General features: G+C 39.8%; 18 protein-coding genes. 9 read left to right on the top strand and 9 right to left on the bottom strand.

From position 1 onward, the window contains the following. Positions 1-137: 137 nt before the first annotated feature. On the bottom strand, positions 138-1,454 hold the full coding sequence (rseP, locus tag RM549_RS07890; RefSeq protein ID WP_311683490.1) for an RIP metalloprotease RseP: 1,317 nt from the start codon (positions 1,452-1,454) through the stop codon (positions 138-140). 152 nt (positions 1,455-1,606) lie between these two features. On the opposite strand from rseP, the gene RM549_RS07885 reads away from it, so the two are divergent. The 4 genes from RM549_RS07885 (at position 1,607) to RM549_RS07870 (ending at position 4,883) form a co-directional block, all read left to right on the top strand. After that, positions 1,607-2,281 carry an SCO family protein gene (locus RM549_RS07885; RefSeq protein WP_311683489.1) on the top strand — a complete coding sequence of 225 codons (675 nt, stop codon included), beginning with the start codon at positions 1,607-1,609 and terminating at the stop codon, positions 2,279-2,281. A 78-nt stretch (positions 2,282-2,359) separates the two neighbouring features. Further along, positions 2,360-2,590: a FeoA family protein gene (locus tag RM549_RS07880; RefSeq protein ID WP_311683488.1), complete on the top strand. Its 231-nt coding sequence runs from the start codon at positions 2,360-2,362 to the stop codon at positions 2,588-2,590. A 1-nt stretch (position 2,591) separates the two neighbouring features. Beyond that, entirely contained in the window at positions 2,592-4,694 is a 2,103-nt protein-coding gene (gene feoB, locus RM549_RS07875; RefSeq protein WP_311683485.1) for a ferrous iron transport protein B, read from the top strand. 36 nt (positions 4,695-4,730) lie between these two features. Then, complete coding sequence (locus RM549_RS07870; RefSeq protein ID WP_311683483.1) at positions 4,731-4,883, top strand: hypothetical protein; 153 nt, start codon at positions 4,731-4,733, stop codon at positions 4,881-4,883. A gap of 372 nt (positions 4,884-5,255) precedes the next feature. On the opposite strand, the gene RM549_RS07865 is transcribed toward RM549_RS07870, so the two are convergent. Next, positions 5,256-6,077, bottom strand: coding sequence for a ZIP family metal transporter (locus RM549_RS07865; protein ID WP_311683481.1), 822 nt, complete (start codon positions 6,075-6,077; stop codon positions 5,256-5,258). Between the two features lies 1 nt (position 6,078). Beyond that, positions 6,079-6,735 (bottom strand): metal-dependent transcriptional regulator, encoded by a 657-nt coding sequence (locus RM549_RS07860; protein ID WP_311683479.1) that lies wholly within the window; start codon positions 6,733-6,735, stop codon positions 6,079-6,081. A gap of 99 nt (positions 6,736-6,834) precedes the next feature. Here RM549_RS07860 and RM549_RS07855 point away from each other — a divergent pair, with 99 nt between their 5' ends. Continuing rightward, positions 6,835-9,102: a TonB-dependent receptor gene (locus RM549_RS07855; RefSeq protein ID WP_311683477.1), complete on the top strand. Its 2,268-nt coding sequence runs from the start codon at positions 6,835-6,837 to the stop codon at positions 9,100-9,102. Between the two features lies 1 nt (position 9,103). Here the strand turns inward: RM549_RS07855 and RM549_RS07850 are convergent, their stop codons facing one another. After that, positions 9,104-9,844: a TerB family tellurite resistance protein gene (locus tag RM549_RS07850; RefSeq protein WP_311683475.1), complete on the bottom strand. Its 741-nt coding sequence runs from the start codon at positions 9,842-9,844 to the stop codon at positions 9,104-9,106. Between the two features lie 184 nt (positions 9,845-10,028). Here RM549_RS07850 and RM549_RS07845 point away from each other — a divergent pair, with 184 nt between their 5' ends. The 4 genes from RM549_RS07845 to RM549_RS07830 all read left to right on the top strand — a co-directional run bounded on the left by RM549_RS07845 (position 10,029) and on the right by RM549_RS07830 (position 12,274). Next, the gene (locus RM549_RS07845; protein ID WP_311683473.1) at positions 10,029-10,439 is read left to right on the top strand and encodes a BrxA/BrxB family bacilliredoxin; all 411 of its coding nucleotides are present in this window, start codon (positions 10,029-10,031) and stop codon (positions 10,437-10,439) included. A gap of 99 nt (positions 10,440-10,538) precedes the next feature. After that, positions 10,539-10,739: a hypothetical protein gene (locus tag RM549_RS07840; RefSeq protein WP_311683471.1), complete on the top strand. Its 201-nt coding sequence runs from the start codon at positions 10,539-10,541 to the stop codon at positions 10,737-10,739. Between the two features lie 77 nt (positions 10,740-10,816). After that, on the top strand, positions 10,817-11,548 hold the full coding sequence (locus RM549_RS07835; protein ID WP_311683469.1) for a lysophospholipid acyltransferase family protein: 732 nt from the start codon (positions 10,817-10,819) through the stop codon (positions 11,546-11,548). 66 nt (positions 11,549-11,614) lie between these two features. Next, positions 11,615-12,274, top strand: a complete 660-nt coding sequence (locus tag RM549_RS07830) for an HD domain-containing protein (RefSeq protein ID WP_311683468.1) — start codon at positions 11,615-11,617, stop codon at positions 12,272-12,274. A gap of 74 nt (positions 12,275-12,348) precedes the next feature. Here RM549_RS07830 and RM549_RS07825 read toward each other — a convergent pair whose 3' ends face one another. The 5 genes from RM549_RS07825 to RM549_RS07805 form a co-directional block, all read right to left on the bottom strand. Beyond that, positions 12,349-13,131, bottom strand: a complete 783-nt coding sequence (locus tag RM549_RS07825) for an Fpg/Nei family DNA glycosylase (RefSeq protein ID WP_311683466.1) — start codon at positions 13,129-13,131, stop codon at positions 12,349-12,351. 64 nt (positions 13,132-13,195) lie between these two features. Beyond that, positions 13,196-14,269, bottom strand: coding sequence for a PA0069 family radical SAM protein (locus RM549_RS07820; protein ID WP_311683464.1), 1,074 nt, complete (start codon positions 14,267-14,269; stop codon positions 13,196-13,198). 67 nt (positions 14,270-14,336) lie between these two features. Next, a complete protein-coding gene (locus tag RM549_RS07815) occupies positions 14,337-15,119 on the bottom strand; it encodes an enoyl-CoA hydratase/isomerase family protein (protein WP_311683462.1) in 783 nt (260 codons plus the stop codon). A 1-nt stretch (position 15,120) separates the two neighbouring features. Then, complete coding sequence (locus RM549_RS07810; RefSeq protein WP_311683460.1) at positions 15,121-16,626, bottom strand: sensor histidine kinase; 1,506 nt, start codon at positions 16,624-16,626, stop codon at positions 15,121-15,123. A 43-nt stretch (positions 16,627-16,669) separates the two neighbouring features. Further along, positions 16,670-17,218, bottom strand: a complete 549-nt coding sequence (locus tag RM549_RS07805; RefSeq protein WP_311683622.1) for a CopD family protein — start codon at positions 17,216-17,218, stop codon at positions 16,670-16,672. Between the last annotated feature and the right edge of the window lie 66 nt (positions 17,219-17,284).

The raw sequence follows: 17,284 nt of genomic DNA, 5'->3' as shown, positions 1-17,284 counted from the left end.
GGACCTATTCTGAAAAAATAAAGTGACTGCCTGAAAATGCCAATTATCGACCTGTATACTTTCGAACCCTTCCAGAAAGTGAAAAATTCAGTAGCACGAAAATTGCCAATTTAGAGGCCTCTCTTTAAATTCAAATTTTATTCAAACAACCATTTATAAATGTCGTTTCCGTTGGCATACAGCACAAGCGCGAAAATAATAACGAAGCCAATTAACTGAGCGACTTCCATAAATTTATCATTTGGTGTTCTTCCTGTGACCATCTCATAAAGCAAGAATACCACGTGCCCACCGTCTAAAGCCGGAATCGGCAAAATATTCATAAATGCCAGAATTATAGAAATAAAAGCGGTTGTATGCCAGAAACCGGCCCAGTTCCAGGTATCTGGAAACAAGCCACCAATAGCACCAAAACCACCAAGTTGGGAAGCTCCTTTCTTGGTGAAAATATATTCAAATTGGGCAACATAATCGTGCAATGTCCAGTAACCGTATTTAAAACCTTCCGTAATACTTTCGGCAAAGCCATATTCACGCTTCTCGAAGTCGAAGCCGCGAACAGCCGCTACGCCTATTAATCCCTCCTCATCTGGAGTAATCTTAGTACCATTAATTTCACCAGCACGCTCGTAAACCACTTCTATTTCTTTGTTGGGATTTCCTTTGGTAACAGGACTTACTTCGTGCCAATAGCCTATTTCCTGACTGTTCAACGAAATTATGCTGTCGCCTTTCTGAAGCCCGGCCAACGCCGCTGCCCTATCTGCCACCACTGTATCCAACACCGGCGACTGTATAGGCACAAAAGGCTGCATTATTCCTTCTTCCCACATTTGTGCACCAACCGTTTCCGGTATAGAAATAGTTTCCTGACTTCCATCCTGGTGTAGAACGGTGATGGAATTCACATCCCGCATAAAGAGGTGGCGGTTAATATCGAGGCTATTTTCAAAACTTGTTCCGTTTACCTCCAAAATTCTGTCTCCATCTTGAAAACCGTACTCCTTAAATTCGTCTACTACTGCAAAACCATCAGGCATTTGCTCGGCACCCACATAGCGGGTTCCCCAAACAAAAAGGATCATCATAAAGATGACAAAGCCCAGTACCAGGTTTACGGTTACCCCTCCCAGCATGATAATTAAACGCTGCCACGCAGGTTTACTACGGAATTCCCAGGGCTGTGGCGGCTGTGCCATCTGCTCCTTATCCATACTCTCGTCTACCATCCCGGAAATCTTCACGTAACCACCAAGGGGCAGCCACCCGATTCCGTAGACAGTATCGCCTATTTTCTTCTTGAAAAGCGCAAATTTTACATCAAAAAACAGGAAAAATTTCTCTACTCTTGTTTTAAATATCTTCGCGGGGATGTAATGCCCGAATTCGTGTAATACAATAAGCAATGATAAACTTAGTAAAAGTTGTATTGCTTTAACTGCAAATGGATCCATTCTCTAAACTTCAAAATTTAATCGCACAAAAGTAACTTTTTAAAAACTACTAGAAAAGTATTAATCTACCACTGTTTGCAAATATGAAATTTTAGGCTTCAAATTGCGACTATTTGATTCCCAGCAGTTAATTTTGCATCAAAATTGTATTCATGCTAAAGTTTTTTAAGCGCTACAAAACCTTTGCCATTGTTTTTTCGATTCTTTCAGCAATAATGCTTTTCAGTATTTATTCGCTGCTGAAACCTGAAAAAACTTTGCCCGTTTATCAGCCCGATATGGTGAATGCAGAATTAGTGGATACTACGGTTCAGTACATTAGAAAATACCACAAAATTGCAGATTTTGAACTTGTGAACCAAAACGGGGATACGATCACGCAGGATTTCTATAAAGATAAAATTTACGTAGCCGACTTCTTCTTTACCACCTGCCTTACCATTTGCCCGGTAATGACAGATCATATGCTGAAAATTCAGGAAAAGATTAAGAATGATCCTGAAGTTTTTCTGCTCTCGCACACAGTTTTCCCAAGAACCGACAGCGTCCCGGTGCTAAAGAAATATGCGGAAGAAAAAGGCGTAATAGATGATAAATGGAATTTGGTAACAGGTGATAAAAAACAGATTTATGACCTAGCAAGAAAATCTTACCTCGCAACAAAGAGCACAGGAGATGGCGGGAAATACGACATGATCCATACCGAAAATTTTGTGCTAGTAGATAAAAACCAACAGATACGCGGTTTCTATGACGGGACAAATCCTGAAGCTATTGAAAATTTAATGGCCGATATAGATTTTTTAAAGAACAAACAACAGGAATAGCAGTTTTTAAGCTTCAGGCTTTTCTAGTAGGGTTATTTCCCTTACTTTTGCCTTGTTTAAAATCAATCTAAATAAACATTGAAAGTTACGGTAGCACATCTCAGGCGAGGACAACGGGGAATTATAAAAGAATTCTCTGCAGATGCAGTCCCTCTTAAGCTTCTGGAAATGGGTTGCCTGCCTGGGAACGAAGTAGAGCTGGTGCAGATTGCGCCTTTTAGAGATCCCCTGTACCTCAATGTTAACGGAAGCCATCTTGCCATTAGAAAAGAAACCGCTTTGCAGATTGAAATCGAATTAATCGACTAGCATGGGCAAACAAATTAATGTCGCCTTAATAGGAAATCCCAATACCGGGAAGACTTCTGTTTTTAACCAGCTTACGGGGTTAAACCAAAAGGTTGGGAATTACCCCGGGATTACGGTAGAAAAAAAGGAAGGAATCTGCAAATTGCCCCGCGGCTTAAAAGCTCACATTCTTGACCTACCGGGAACTTACAGTCTTAACGCTTCTTCCCTGGATGAAAATGTGGTTATTGAGCTATTGCTTAATAAAAACGACAAAGATTATCCAGATGTCGCTGTGGTGGTAAGTGATGTTGAAAACCTTAAACGCAACCTCCTTCTATTTACCCAAATTAAAGAGCTTGGCATACCTACCATACTGGCCGTTAACATGGCAGACCGTATGGAACGCAAGGGTATTTCTCTTGATATTGAAATACTTGAAGAGCGCCTAAAGACCAAAGTAGCCCTTGTGAGCGCAAGAAAGAATCAAGGAATCGATGAGCTTAAGGAAATGATTATTAACTATAAACAGATCCCTACAGAACCTTGTCTTGATGCTTCAATAATTGATCCCGAATATTTTGAAAGACTTAGGAAAGCTTTTCCTAATCAATCTGTTTATAAGCTATGGCTGGTAATTACACAGGATGTAAACTTTGGAAATGTTAACCGCCAGGAACTACATAAATCCTCCGATTTTAACACAAAGTCGGAAAGTGATTTAAAGCGTCTTCAGCAAAAGGAGACGGTGTTAAGGTATCAATTTATAAACGGAACTCTCAAGCAGGCATTGACTGTAGATTTAAATGCCGCGACAGACATAAGAGCAAAGCTGGACAGGGTGCTTACCCATAAAGTTTGGGGATATGTGGTTTTCTTCTCTATTTTACTATTAATATTCCAAGCCATTTACGACTGGTCCGTTTATCCCATGGACCTCATCGATGAAGCTTTTGCCTCGCTTAGCGAATTGGTAAACAATACCTTTCCTCCAGGAGTTTTTACAGATTTACTGGCAGAAGGAATAATTCCCGGTCTGGGAGGGATAATAATTTTTATTCCGCAAATCGCCTTCCTGTTCCTGTTCATCAGTATTCTGGAAGAAACCGGGTATATGAGCCGGGTGGTTTTTTTAATGGACAGGATTATGCGAAAATTTGGTTTAAGCGGCAAAAGTGTTGTTCCGCTGGTTTCGGGTACTGCCTGTGCAATCCCGGCAGTTATGGCAACCCGTAATATTGAAAACTGGAAAGAACGTTTAATTACCATTTTAGTAGTTCCTTTTACAACCTGTTCTGCAAGGCTTCCGGTCTATCTTATCATAATAGCACTGGTAATTCCCGACAAAACAATATGGGGATTTAACTACCAGGGCCTTACCTTAATGCTGCTTTATCTTATAGGTTTTGGAACGGCTATTCTTTCGGCATGGATCTTAAACAACATATTAAACATTAAGAGCAGGACCTATTTTGTTATTGAAATGCCGAATTACAAGGTGCCGATGATAAAAAATATTGCTATTAATGTTGTTGAAAAAACAAAATCTTTTGTGCTGGGAGCCGGTAAGATCATTCTCGCAATTTCAATAATCCTTTGGGTCCTGGCCAGCTTTGGACCTGGTGAGGATTTTCAGAATGCTGAAGAAATAGTAGCCTCGAGGTATGATTCTGAACAAAATATCTCTTCGGAAGAATTTCAGGAGGATGTTGCCTCCTATAAATTAAGACATTCCTATATCGGAATAATGGGTCGCGCAATAGAACCGGCGGTGACCCCTCTTGGATATGACTGGAAGATAGGCATAGCCATAATTAGTTCTTTTGCTGCAAGAGAAGTTTTTGTAGGTACACTGGCCACTATTTACAGTGTGGGGAGCGACGAAGAAGAAACAATAATAAATCGAATGGCAGCAGAAACCAATCCCGTACTTGGAGGACCGTTATTTACCTTCGCCAGCGGGATAAGCCTGTTACTTTTCTATGCTTTTGCCATGCAGTGTATGAGTACACTCGCAATTGTGAAAAGAGAAACCAATACCTGGAAATGGCCTATATTGCAACTGGTTCTTATGAGCGCCTTTGCATATATTGTTGCTTTGGCTGCTTTTCAACTTTTAAAATAATTTGTAAGAAAACTGTAAAAAAACGACTCAGTTATTATGGAATTACTACAACATATTTTAGTTTTCATCACCTTTGCGATTGCAGTGGGATATATGGTTAGTAAATTTATTTGGAAGCCGGCTTTTTTAACCCGTAGAAAAAGCGAAAAGGAGAAAGCCTGCGGAGTTTCAGGTTGCGGCTGTAGTTAATTACGCTACTACTTCGGTTTTCTGGAAATTTCAAAATAAGTTTTTAATTTAATGTCCTTCAGGAGGAGGTCTGAAATTCAAAATTTCACATCTATTTCCTGAAAATAATCGTGCTGAGTGCGAAAAATTCTTCTGCAAGAACTCTTTTGCCGTGATATTTCATTTAATCGTATTCAGAAATTGCATTTATCGCCTCTGTAAGTCAGAGTTATTCTAATAATCAGCAAAATTATTGCCTGCAGAACGTGGAAAAATCTCTGAACCAGCATTAAAAGATGATGCCTCTAAAATGGCAATTATCGACCTGCAAATTGCACCATCCTTCACAGGAATGACTTCAGTTTAAATTTTGAGAAAAAGATTGGTGTGGATTTACGCTAAACCAACGTCCAGCGTCATCATTACCATAAAGCCACCTATAAAACCCATAGTAGAAATATCGGTATAATTTCCCTGTTGTGCCTCTGGCACTACTTCTTCCACAACCACAAAAATCATTGCTCCTGCCGCAAAACACAGCGCATAAGGCAAAATAGGCTCGAAAGTAAGAACCGCCCATGCTCCTAAAACAGCCGCCACAGGTTCCACAATTGCCGAAAGTTGTCCGAAGTTAAAACTTTTCCATCTGCTTAAGCCCTGTCCTCTCAACGGCATCGCTACTGCAAAACCTTCAGGAAAATTTTGAAGTCCGATTCCGATAGCCAGCGCAACAGCTCCGCCAATACTTGCACCCGGAAGTCCCGCAGCGGCACCACCAAACAAGACTCCCACCGCCAGACCTTCAGGAATGTTATGGAGCGTAATTGCCAGAGTTAAAAGAACAGATTTATGCCATTTGGTCTTCACCCCTTCCTTTTCATCCATTTTAAAATTCACATGCAGGTGCGGCAGTACTTTATCAAGTCCAAAAATAAACAAGGCACCCAGTCCGAAACCTACAACTGCAGGGACGACTTTGGCAAAACCTTCGCCAGGGCTCATTTCTATCCCGGGAGCAAGAAGGCTCCAGAAACTCGCTGCAACCATTACTCCGCCGGTAAATCCCAGCATCCCATCAAAGATTTTTCTATTCATTTTCTTAAAAAGAAAAACAAGGGAGGCGCCCAAAGCAGTAAGTCCCCATGTAAATAATGTCGCCAAAAAAGCCGCCAATACAGGATCCAATTGCCCGAAGTAGGTAATTATTTGTTCCATTCTAATGTGTTTTTATATAAAGGTTATTAGAGACAACCTGGGAAATTCGCAGTTCATTATTTTCGATGGAAATGAGCATAGATCCATCAAAAGTTTCCTTTTCCAAAACTCTTATTTCTTTTCCCAGGGCAATGTTATTTTTATCGAGAAAGCGCAAAAAATCTACTGAAGAGTCTTTTACACCCACACACATTCCTGTTTTACTTTTTTCCAGTTCTGCGAGCAGTATTTTATTAGATACCGCAAAGTTTCCCTGGGCATCGGGAATAGGGTCGCCGTGGGGATCACGTTTTGGAAAGCCTAAGAATCTATCAAGCTGACTGATAAGTTTTTCAGATTTTATATGCTCCAGCTGTTCTGCTATTTCATGTACCTCGTCCCATTGAAAATCCAGTTTTTCCACCAGAAAATACTCCCATAAGCGATGTTTCCTGATCACTTCTATAGCGGTCTCTCTCCCTAATTCACTTAATTTCACACCCTGATATTTGCGATAATTGACCAGTTTCTTTCCTGAAAGTTTTTTGATCATATCTGTCACAGAAGACGCTTTTGTTTCCATCTCTTCTGCCAGGGCATTTGTACTTACTCCTGTCTTGTAAGAACGCTCCAGGTGGAAAATAGCTTTTAAATAATTTTCTTCAGAAAGGCTAAACATAATGAATATTTACGTCTTCCAAAATTACATTTTTAAATCTTTAAATCCTATTTTTAGACTTGTCTAAAAATTAAATGTACATTTGTCAAAATTATAGAAATGAAAACACTAACGGCCATAGTTTTATTAATTACTGTCAGCACATGGGCGCAGGAAGGTCGCTTTCAGGGAAAAGTGGTACACGACGAACTGCCGGTATCATTTGCCACTGTTTACATAGAAAGTCTCGACAGGGGTACCACCGCAAATGAAAATGGAGATTTTGTGTTCAAAAATGTTCCGGTAGGAAAACATCAGGTGAAAGTTTCATCCATTGGGTACGAAAGCCTAAAACAGCAAATTGTTGTAAATGCTAACAGAACCACCACCCGAAAGTTCGAACTTCAGGTAAGTCAGTCACAGTTAAATGAAGTTACAATTGTCGATACCCATACCGGACTCACACGTAGAACTCCGTATAATATCTCCAGTATAAATATGCAGGGGATTGAAAGCAAGGGTAATCCCAATGGGATGATGGGTAGTTTGCGGGAAGTACCCGGTGTTTATGGTGCTGAATTTGGGCAGGGTATTGTAAAGCCTTTTATCCGCGGACTGGGATTTTCACGTGTGGTCACGATTTACCAGGGAAATAAAATGGAAAACCACCAGTGGGGCGCAGACCATGGCCTTGGTATTAATGATTTAGGTATAAAACGGGTAGAGGTAATAAAAGGACCAGCTTCAGTATTATATGGTTCGGGAGCACTGGGAGGTGTTATATTAACACGTGATGACGAATTCTACAAAGAATCGAATAAAATTTCGGGCCATATGGGAACTACTTTTAACAGTGTCTCCAATGGAATAAGAACTTACGGTTCCCTGGGAAAAATGTTTACCAATGGCATTTTTTTCGCCACAGATCTGGCTTACGAGAACCATGCCGACTACAAGAACGGTAACAACAGAGTTATCGGAAATAGCAGGTTTAATACCAAAACACTACGCATCCATTCCGGAATTGAAAAGGAAAACTTTCAAAACAAATTATCACTTTCATATAATGATCAAGACCTGGGGATTATCCTGGATGAAGAAATGCAAAATAGCCATAGTTTAGCTACAACCAGAAATGACAGGCAAATGCAATTGCCTTTTCAAAAAGTAGAAGACTATCTGCTTTCCTACAACCAGACTACACAGCATTCAAATTTGGAGACTTCCCTGCACCTCTCCCACCACTCTAATAATCGTAAGGAAATTGAACAAGAATTCAACCTGATAGATCTGGGATTACAACAAAATCATACATTTCTGAATGCACGGGTAAGCTTAACTGGCGGAAAGATAGAGCACAATTTTGGAATGCAGGGTAGTTTTGTAAAAACTCAAAACATCAAAGAATCCCAGGAATTTTTGATTCCCGATGCCAATGTTTTTGAAAGTGGCCTGTACTATCTCGCAAGCATGGATATGAATTCCTGGTACTTCCAGGGAGCACTGCGCTACGACTACCGGAAAGTAACTGCAGATGCAGGTTCTGCTGAATTAATTGAGGATGATTTCATTTTACCGGGAAATCCTGAAAACCGAAAATTGACCAGAATTTTTAATGGATTTACAGGATCCATTGGCGCCACCAAAAGCTTCGACCAAAAGAATCAGTTAAAACTGAATTTCTCTACCGGGTTTCGGGCACCAGATCTTGCCGAATTGTTTTCCAATGGTCCGCATCCGGGCACCAGTCGGTTCGAAAAAGGTGACGATCAATTTGGCAGAGAACAAAGCTTACAAGCTGATGTAAATTATACCTACCGGAATAAAAGATTTGAAGGTGCTTTTTCAGCTTTTGGAAGTAAAGTGAACAATTACATTTATTTTACAGCAACTACAGAAACTCTTCCGGAAGAAAACCTTGAAGTATGGTCTTACCTGCAAACAAATGCGCTTTTGTACGGAGCTGAATTCAACCTGAATCACAGCTGGTTGGATAACCAAAGGCTGATATCAAAATTTTCCGGGGCATTTGTGCGGGCTCAAGACCTGGAAAACAACCGGAACCTGAGCTTTATCCCTCCGGACAACTTCAACCTGGAGTTCGGCTACTTCGGACTAAAAGATAAAACGCTTTATGCCTTTACAAAATTCCGGTTGATCAGAGATCAGGACAGGGCCGGGTTAAACGAAGAAACTACAGCCGGTTATACCCTGCTGAACCTGGGCTTAAGTAAAAAATTATATTTTGAAAATCATCAGCTGGAAACAGGTATAACTGCTTACAACGCCTTAAATGAAAATTATGTGGATCACATGTCAATTCTCAGGGTATTTAACGTGAGCAGCCCCGGACGAAATATAATGGTGAACCTCAAATATACTTTCTAGGTTACATTCCCCGCTCCTTCTGGATTTGCTCGTAAGCTTCCTGTACTTTTTGGAATTTTTCCTGAGCTCCTTTACGATAAGCTTCGTCCATGTGGCCAAGCTTATCTGGGTGGTATTTTTTGGCCATGGTTCTGAAGGCTTTTTTTACTTCAGCATCTGTAGCAGATTTATCAATTTCAAGGATTTTATAGGCACTTTCAGCGGTCTTCTTAAAGAACATCGCTTTAATACTTTCAAAATCCATTCTGCTTATTCGCAGATATCCGGCTATTTCCTGAATGATCCTCGTTTCTGCTTCACTTACAGTACCATCTGCCTGTGCTATTCCGAAGAGAAAGTGAGTAATCTGAAGACGAGTTGGATATTTTGTGCGATGCGCAAGGTATTGCCCGATGCGGGAAGAGGATAACTCCCTGCTTTTTATAACTTCATTAAAAGTTCTGAAAGTGGCGTTGGCCCGCTCCTTACCATAGGAACTCACAAAATAGGAGCGAACATAATCAAGTTCCCTTTGCGAGACTTGTCCATCGGCCTTTATCACCAGCGCACATAATGAAAGCAGGTTAAGTTCAAAATCGCCCGGGGATACCGTCTTTTTTTTCTGCTCACCAAACACACCTTCCATTAATCCGCCGCTGGAACGGATGTAATTATCCAGAACAGATCCTATAATAAAACCCAGAATCGCACCTGCAAACCTAAAATACATGAAGCCCAGCAGGGCCGCAAACCATTTAATCATGAGGCATTTCTTTTAAAAGTGCAAAGATACTATTTTATGGAAGTATAGAGCCGGGGCGCCATCTATAAAAAGTAATGCCGGAATAAATTCAAACTATTCATCAATAGGAATTTGAGATATGCTCACGTGAACAATATTTGGTATCTTTGTTATTCATAATTAGTTTAATATAAAATAGCAATATATGTATCCAGCAGATTTAGTAAAACCAATGCGAGAAGACCTCACTAATATAGGTTTTGAAGAATTGCATACTGTAGAAGAAGTTGATGCCGCAATGAAAAAAGAAGGAACTACTCTAATGGTAGTAAATTCGGTATGTGGTTGTGCTGCAGCTAATGCGCGTCCGGGGGCAAGAATGTCTTTACAAAACGCAAAAAAACCAGACAATTTATATACTGTATTTGCAGGTGTAGATAAAGAAGCTACAGACAGAGCCCGTAGTTATATGGTTCCTTTTCCTCCTTCTTCGCCATCTATGGCGCTTTATAAAGACGGGGAATTGGTTCACATGTTGGAACGCCACCACATTGAGGGACGTCCTGCAGAAATGATCGCAGAAAATCTTACAGGAGCTTATAACGAGTTCTGTTAAAAGATAAATTTTTTTGAAGAATAAAGCTGTTTGGAGTAAATACCGAACAGCTTTTTTTATTTTTTCAGAAGTCTGACATGTGAAGTACAATTGAAAACTATGGGCCATACCGCCTGCTATTGGTTGAACGGAGAACTGCATGAACTGGAAGATAATGCCCGGGCCATCGGAATTTTAATTGATGGCGAAGAAATTTATATTTCGGGAGCAACCGGTTATGAACCATATAATTACAAGTCTTGCTACTGGAAAAATGGCTTTCGTTATACTTACTATGAGCAGTTAGTACAAAAATGTTAGATAAATACCACAGAAGATTAATCTCTACTTGCCCTGTGTAGGTTTAAAAACATATTTTTGTTTATTTAAATAATCTGATGAAAAAAATACTTTCTTACCCGCTTTCGGTAATAAGCTATATTTTCTTTTTTATAACTCTTGCAGTCTTTCATATCATCCAATGGATTTCTTTGAAATTGGGAGGATATTATGCCCACAAGAAGAGTGTAGACATTTTTAATTTCTTTTTGATGCGGTGCCTGGATATTTTAGGTGCGCGTTTTAGCTTTGAGAATTCCCATAATATTCCGGTGGAAAAACCCTGCATTTTTGTGGCGAACCACCAGGGGATGTACGATATCCCTCTTATCATTTGGTATTTAAGGGATCATCATCCAAAATTTGTAAGTAAAAAGGAATTAGGAAAAGGAATTCCAGGTATTTCCTTTAATTTAAGGCACGGCGGCTCTGTACTTATAGATCGTAAGAATCCCCGGGAATCTTTGCTGAAAATGAGCAAATTTGCTGACTATCTTAAAGAAACTAACCGTTCTGCTGTTATATTCCCTGAAGGCACCCGTAGCCGTACCGGCCAACCAAAAAGATTTGCTGTAAGAGGGCTGCAGATACTGCTGAAGAAGATGCCGGATGCTCTGGTAGTGCCGCTTACTATTAATAATTCCTGGAAATTATTTCAGTATGGAAATTTTCCGTTAGGCCTCGGAGTTCATTTCAAATTGAAAGTACATGAACCCATTCCAGTATCTTCCGACGATCCGGACAGCCTGATTGCGCTGGTGGAGCGAACAATTATTTCAGATATTAAATAAGATTATTTTACTAATTCACTAAACCTCACAGGTTTTAAAAACCTCTGAGGTGATAAACATATATTAATGACCGAACAAGAAAACGGAATTATAGAAAACACCATCGTATTTGTAAAAGAGACTTTAAAAGGTGCCGAAGGTGGCCACGACTGGTTTCACATTCAAAGGGTTTTTAATAATGCCAAACTTATTGCTGAAGGGGAAGATGCCAATGATCTTGTTATCGCTCTGGGCGCGCTTCTACATGATATTGCTGACTCTAAATTTCACAATGGCGATGAAACTGTTGGGCCTAAGGTTGCCGAAGAATTTCTGAAATCCCAAAAAGTCTCTCCGGAAGTCATCCATCACGTGATTAAGATTATCGAAAATATCTCTTTTAAAGGCGGAAATGTAACCACGGACTTTAGTTCTATAGAGCTGGATATTGTTCAGGACGCAGACCGGCTGGATGCACTGGGAGCTATTGGAATTGCCCGGACTTTCAATTACGGCGGATTTAAAGGCAGAGGTCTGTATGATCCCGAAATTGTACCGAACCTCAACATGACCAAAGAAGAATACAAAGCTTCGAATGCACCTACCATTAATCATTTCTACGAAAAACTGCTTTTACTGAAGGATAGGATGAACACAGAAACCGGCCGTAAAATTGCTACGGAAAGACATCAGTTTATGGAGCTTTTCCTCGATCAATTCTATAAAGAGTGGAATGGTGAGGCATGAAAATTGCCATTTTTCGGCCTTCATTAATTTTTGTGATTAAACTCGCTTTGTACTTGCTGGTCCGGTGCCCCCAGTTATTTTTCAGCCTGGCAATCGGGACAAAAATAGGTGCTTCTGCCGGAAACTTTTATCATTTCTACCTTGCCCTTACAATCCGGACAATCTGCTCCTTCTTTTCGGTGCCTTGTGAGGTAACTTTCAGGTAATTTCGAATCTCCCGTCTTGCTTTTAATCACTCTTTTCAGGATTTTTCCCATTTTTTCGAACAGACACTTAATCTCTTTATCCGAAAGCTTTGCCGTACTTGTTTTCGGATGAATTTTACACTGAAACAAAATTTCATCTGCATATAAATTGCCAATTCCGGCAATAACATGTTGATCTGTTAGTGCACTTTTTATACTTCCTGTTTTATCCTGAAGCAGTTCCATGAATTCCTCTTCTTCTATATCCAGCGCATGATTTCCTAATGAATGTTTCTTCTGAAAATCTTCTATTCCTTCAGCTAAATAGATTTTTCCGAATTTACGCGGACAAACAAAAGACAATCGGGAATTATCTTCAAAAAAGAGCGTAAGCTGGGAATGCTTTGGAACCTCATCATGCTGATAAAATTCCATTTTTCCGGACATGCCAAAATGAAGCACCAACTCTTTTCCTGAAGTTATCTTTAAAAACAAATATTTCCCCAATTGCTGGGTTGCGGAGATTTTTTTGTTCAAAACAGCATTCTCAAAATCCTTTTGGGGAGACTGGAATAACTTCTTTGCACCAAAATCCATCTTCACAACTTTCTTATGGAGCGCAGTCGCATCTACATACTTCTTTTGATAAGCGACTTCAGGTAATTCGGGCATAATTCTTTCAATTTCAGCTTAAGTTATTAAAAATTTTCAGTCTTTGTAGAAGATAGAAAGGAAACTAAAAAAGCTTTAACTGCCCGTCCTTAAACTGCTCATGCAGATCTAGGTTTAAGGGAGTTCGACTTCGATCTCCTAAATGCTTCTTCCTGGCAATCCTGAACTGCTGTTCTACCTGTTCAGCAAATTTTCCTTCGCCTTTCATACGGGTTCCAAACCGGCTGTCATTTAAACTCCCGCCATGGATATTCTCAATCTGATGCAATACCTTCTCTGCCCTGTCTGGAAGTGCTTTCTTAATCCAATCGGTAAATATTTGTCCAATCGATCCATTAAGACGAACAATGGTATAACCCACACTTCCTGCTCCCCTTTCAGCAACCTCCTTTACCAAAGGCATAATTTCATGGCTGTTAATTGCCGGAATTATTGGCGCCATCATTACGCTGACCGGAATATTCGCCACAGATAGTTTCTCCACCGTTTCCAGCCGCTTTTTAATACTCGCAGTACGCGGCTCAAGAATCCTGCGGGTTTCTTCATGTAAAGAGGTTATCGAAAGATTCACATGAACCAGATTATCTGCAGCAAGTTCTTTAAGAATATCAATATCCCTTTGCACGAGTGCATTCTTGGTAATTATTCCCACAGGATGCCGGTATTTTAAAAATGTCTGGAGTAATTGGCGGGTGATTTTCAGCTTCTTTTCAATAGGCTGATAACAATCGGTATTACCCGAAAGTACAATTGTTTCTGCCTGCCAGCTTTTGCTGCTTAATTTCTTTTCCAGCAATTCTACGGCATTCCGTTTTACCAGGATTTTCTGCTCAAAATCAAGTCCGGCGCTGTACCCCCAGTATTCGTGAGAATTCCGGGCATAACAGTAAATGCAGCCGTGTTCACATCCTTGGTAAGGGTTTAAAGAAAAGCCCATCCCAACATCGGGACTGTTAACTTTATTTACTATAGTTTTAGGAAAGGTATCAATTAATGTGGTTTTAGAAGCATGAGCCTCGTCCCCTTCTACCGCACAATAATTGAGGAAATCATCCCTTGTCTCATGGCTGTAAGCATCAAATTTGTTGTGAACATTTAACTGTGCCCCTCTTCCTTTTATAATTTCTCCTTCTGCCATACAACAAAAATAGGGAATAAATCCATACTTTTGGAATTATTTCCTATTTAATAAATGTCCTCAAATTTTATTTTCCTGGAAAATCAGCTTTACGTTTATTGAGAAAGGCAGAAGTTCCTTCTTCAAAATCTTCGGTTCCAAAACTTATCCCGAATTCTTCAATTTCTACCTCAAACCCATTAACCTCAGGCTCATAATAGGCATTTATCGCCCTTATTGCAGCACTTATAGCCACTGAAGAATTATTCAGGATTTTTGCCGCCATATTCTCAGCAAATTCAATTAATTCCTTCTGCGTAGTAACGTGGTTTACCAAATTGTACCGAAGCGCCTGATTAGCATCGATCATTCCTGCAGTCATAATCATTTCCATCGCACGGCCTTTTCCTACCAGCTGCGGCAAACGCTGAGTGCCACCGTAGCCCGGAATTAACCCCAAGGAAACTTCGGGAAGACCCATTTTGGCGTTGTCACTGGCGATTCTAAAGTGTGCAGCCATGGCAAGTTCTAGCCCTCCACCTAATGCAAATCCATTTATAGCAGCGATCACAGGCTTTGGAAAATTGGATACAAAATCAAAAAGCTTGGCCTGACCTTCTGCGGCCAACTTTTTTCCCTCTTCAGGAGAGAAATCTGAAAATTCGCTGATGTCTGCACCAGCGACAAAAGCCTTCTCCCCGCTTCCGGTTAAAATGATTACTTTTGTCTCTTCATCTTCCTTGGCATCTGCAAAGGCTTCATGAAGTTCTTCAATAGTTTCTTTATTTAAGGCATTTAATTTTGAAGGCCTGTTGATGGTCACATATAAAATGTTTCCATCTATTTCTACAATAAGGTTTTTATAATCCATTCTAGCTCGTTTTTTTCGGTTGTTCCTGATAATTTCCTTGTATACTTCCGTTCCATTTGGGAAATCTTACCTTAAAGATAGTGCCTTTATCGGGATTGGAAATAAATCTTATTGTCCCATTATAGGTTTCAACAATATTTTTAACCATTGCCAACCCAAGTCCCATTCCGCTGGATTTAGTAGTAAATTTTGGCTCAAAGATCTTTTCTTTATTTTCCTCAGGGATTCCGGAGCCATTATCACAGATAGAAATACAAACATTTTCTTCCTCCTCTTCTACGCTTACCACGATTTTTGGATTTTCCTGATCCTGTAAGGCCTGAACCGCATTCTTAACAAGATTGGTAATTACCCGGATAAGTTGAGTCCTGTCAAATTTTGCGAGCATTTCTTCTTTTTCTGAAGAAAAGACGATATAATTCTCATTGAAAATATCCAGGGCAAGTTTCACAATTTTCGGAACATTGAGCGTCTCGTTTTGCTGCGCCGGCATCTTGGCAAAATTTGAAAAAGCAGAAGCAATTGAACTCATCGTATCAATCTGATTAATTAACGTATCGCTGTATTCTTTTACCTTTTGCTCTATGTCGGGATCATCTTTATCGAATTGCCTCTCAAAACTTTGCACACTAAGGCGCATTGGAGTTAAGGGGTTTTTTATTTCGTGTGCCACCTGTTTAGCCATTTCCCTCCATGCCTGTTCCCTTTCTCCCGTAGCCAGTTTTACAGCACTTTCTTCCAATTCATCAATCATACTATTATATGCCGAAACCAATGCAAATATCTCTTCTGTGGCATTATTTAGTTCAATCTTCTGGTTCTTTTTGTCCAGCCTCGTCTGATTAATTTTTTCAGAAATAATCTTTAAAGATTTAGTGATATAGCGTGAAAGGAAATAGGACATGATAATTGCCAAAATGAGCATAAAGAGATAAATCTCGCCCATACGCATCAGAAAATTATTAAGGTCACGGTTTAAAACGCTATCATCCTGAAGATATGGTAAGTATAAAATCGCCAGTGGTTTAAATTTGTGATCGGTAACATAACTATAAGAAGACCTGTATTTCCTGCCATTTACTTCTGTCTTTCTAAGGTATCTTCTCCTGCTTGAAGAATTTAATTTATCAATTATCTGCGGATCAATTCGATTCTCTGTAGTGTCCCGAAAAGCGTATCCGCTGGATTTTACCAGTAATCTACCTTCAAGATCATAAATGTTAATAGGCATTTCGTGTACCTGCGCCATTTCATAAATCTTATTGCGCTCTTTAAAAATAAGTGCAATATTTTCGGTGTTAACGTAATAGGTCGTATTGGCTAATACAAATTTTAGGTTTTCCTTTATAGCCTGCTCCTTTCGTTCCAGGCGTTCTCTGTGATAAGCTTCAGCTTCCTGTTTGTATTGATAAACGGTAACTCCGGCAATAAGAATGGAAGCACCCAACACCAGCAAAATCATGGAAATAAAAATTCGCGTACGTAAGGAAAGTTTTAAAAGCCTCATAGAAAAATTTCTTACTGCGGATTAAATCAATTATCGCACCAGTCTAGGCATTTGGATTCCCCGACCTGATTTTTTTGTATAGTTTTATTCCCAGCATAAGCATAATTGCCAAGACAAAAATACCCAGTACACCGTAAATCCAGTTGATCGCATCCCGGACTATTACCAGAAAAATTACGGCAAAAAGTACGAGCGTAGAACCTTCGTTCCATATCCTCATTTGAGTAGAAGTCCATTTAATTACGTCCTCCTGCATTTCTTTGAAAATTAAATGACTTTTGAAATGGTAGCCGAAAAGCAGCACCACAAATCCCAGCTTTACCAGCATCCAGTCCTGCTGAAGCCAGGAGGGAATTAGAAAAAGCAGCCAGATAGCAAAGATAGTTGTAAGTATTGCTGAAGGCCAGGTAATAATATACCACAACCTTTTGGTCATTAACTTTAACTGGTCTGTAAGTATTGTTTTTTCCGGTTCAGATTTTTGTGCAGCTTCAATATGGTACACAAATAATCTCGGAATATAAAAAAGCCCGGCGAACCAGGTGATCACAAATATAAGATGAAGTGATTTTATGTAATTATAATATTCAATCACTGGTTATGGTTTTTTTGTGGGATTTTTTCGTGTGTTGAAAACAGAGTGGTAATGATTTCATTC

The organism is Autumnicola patrickiae (assembly GCF_031846525.1).
GTDB lineage: Bacteria > Bacteroidota > Bacteroidia > Flavobacteriales > Flavobacteriaceae > Autumnicola > Autumnicola patrickiae.
The sequence above is the reverse complement of the archived record's forward strand: the minus strand, read 5'-3'. Positions and strand labels throughout refer to the sequence as shown.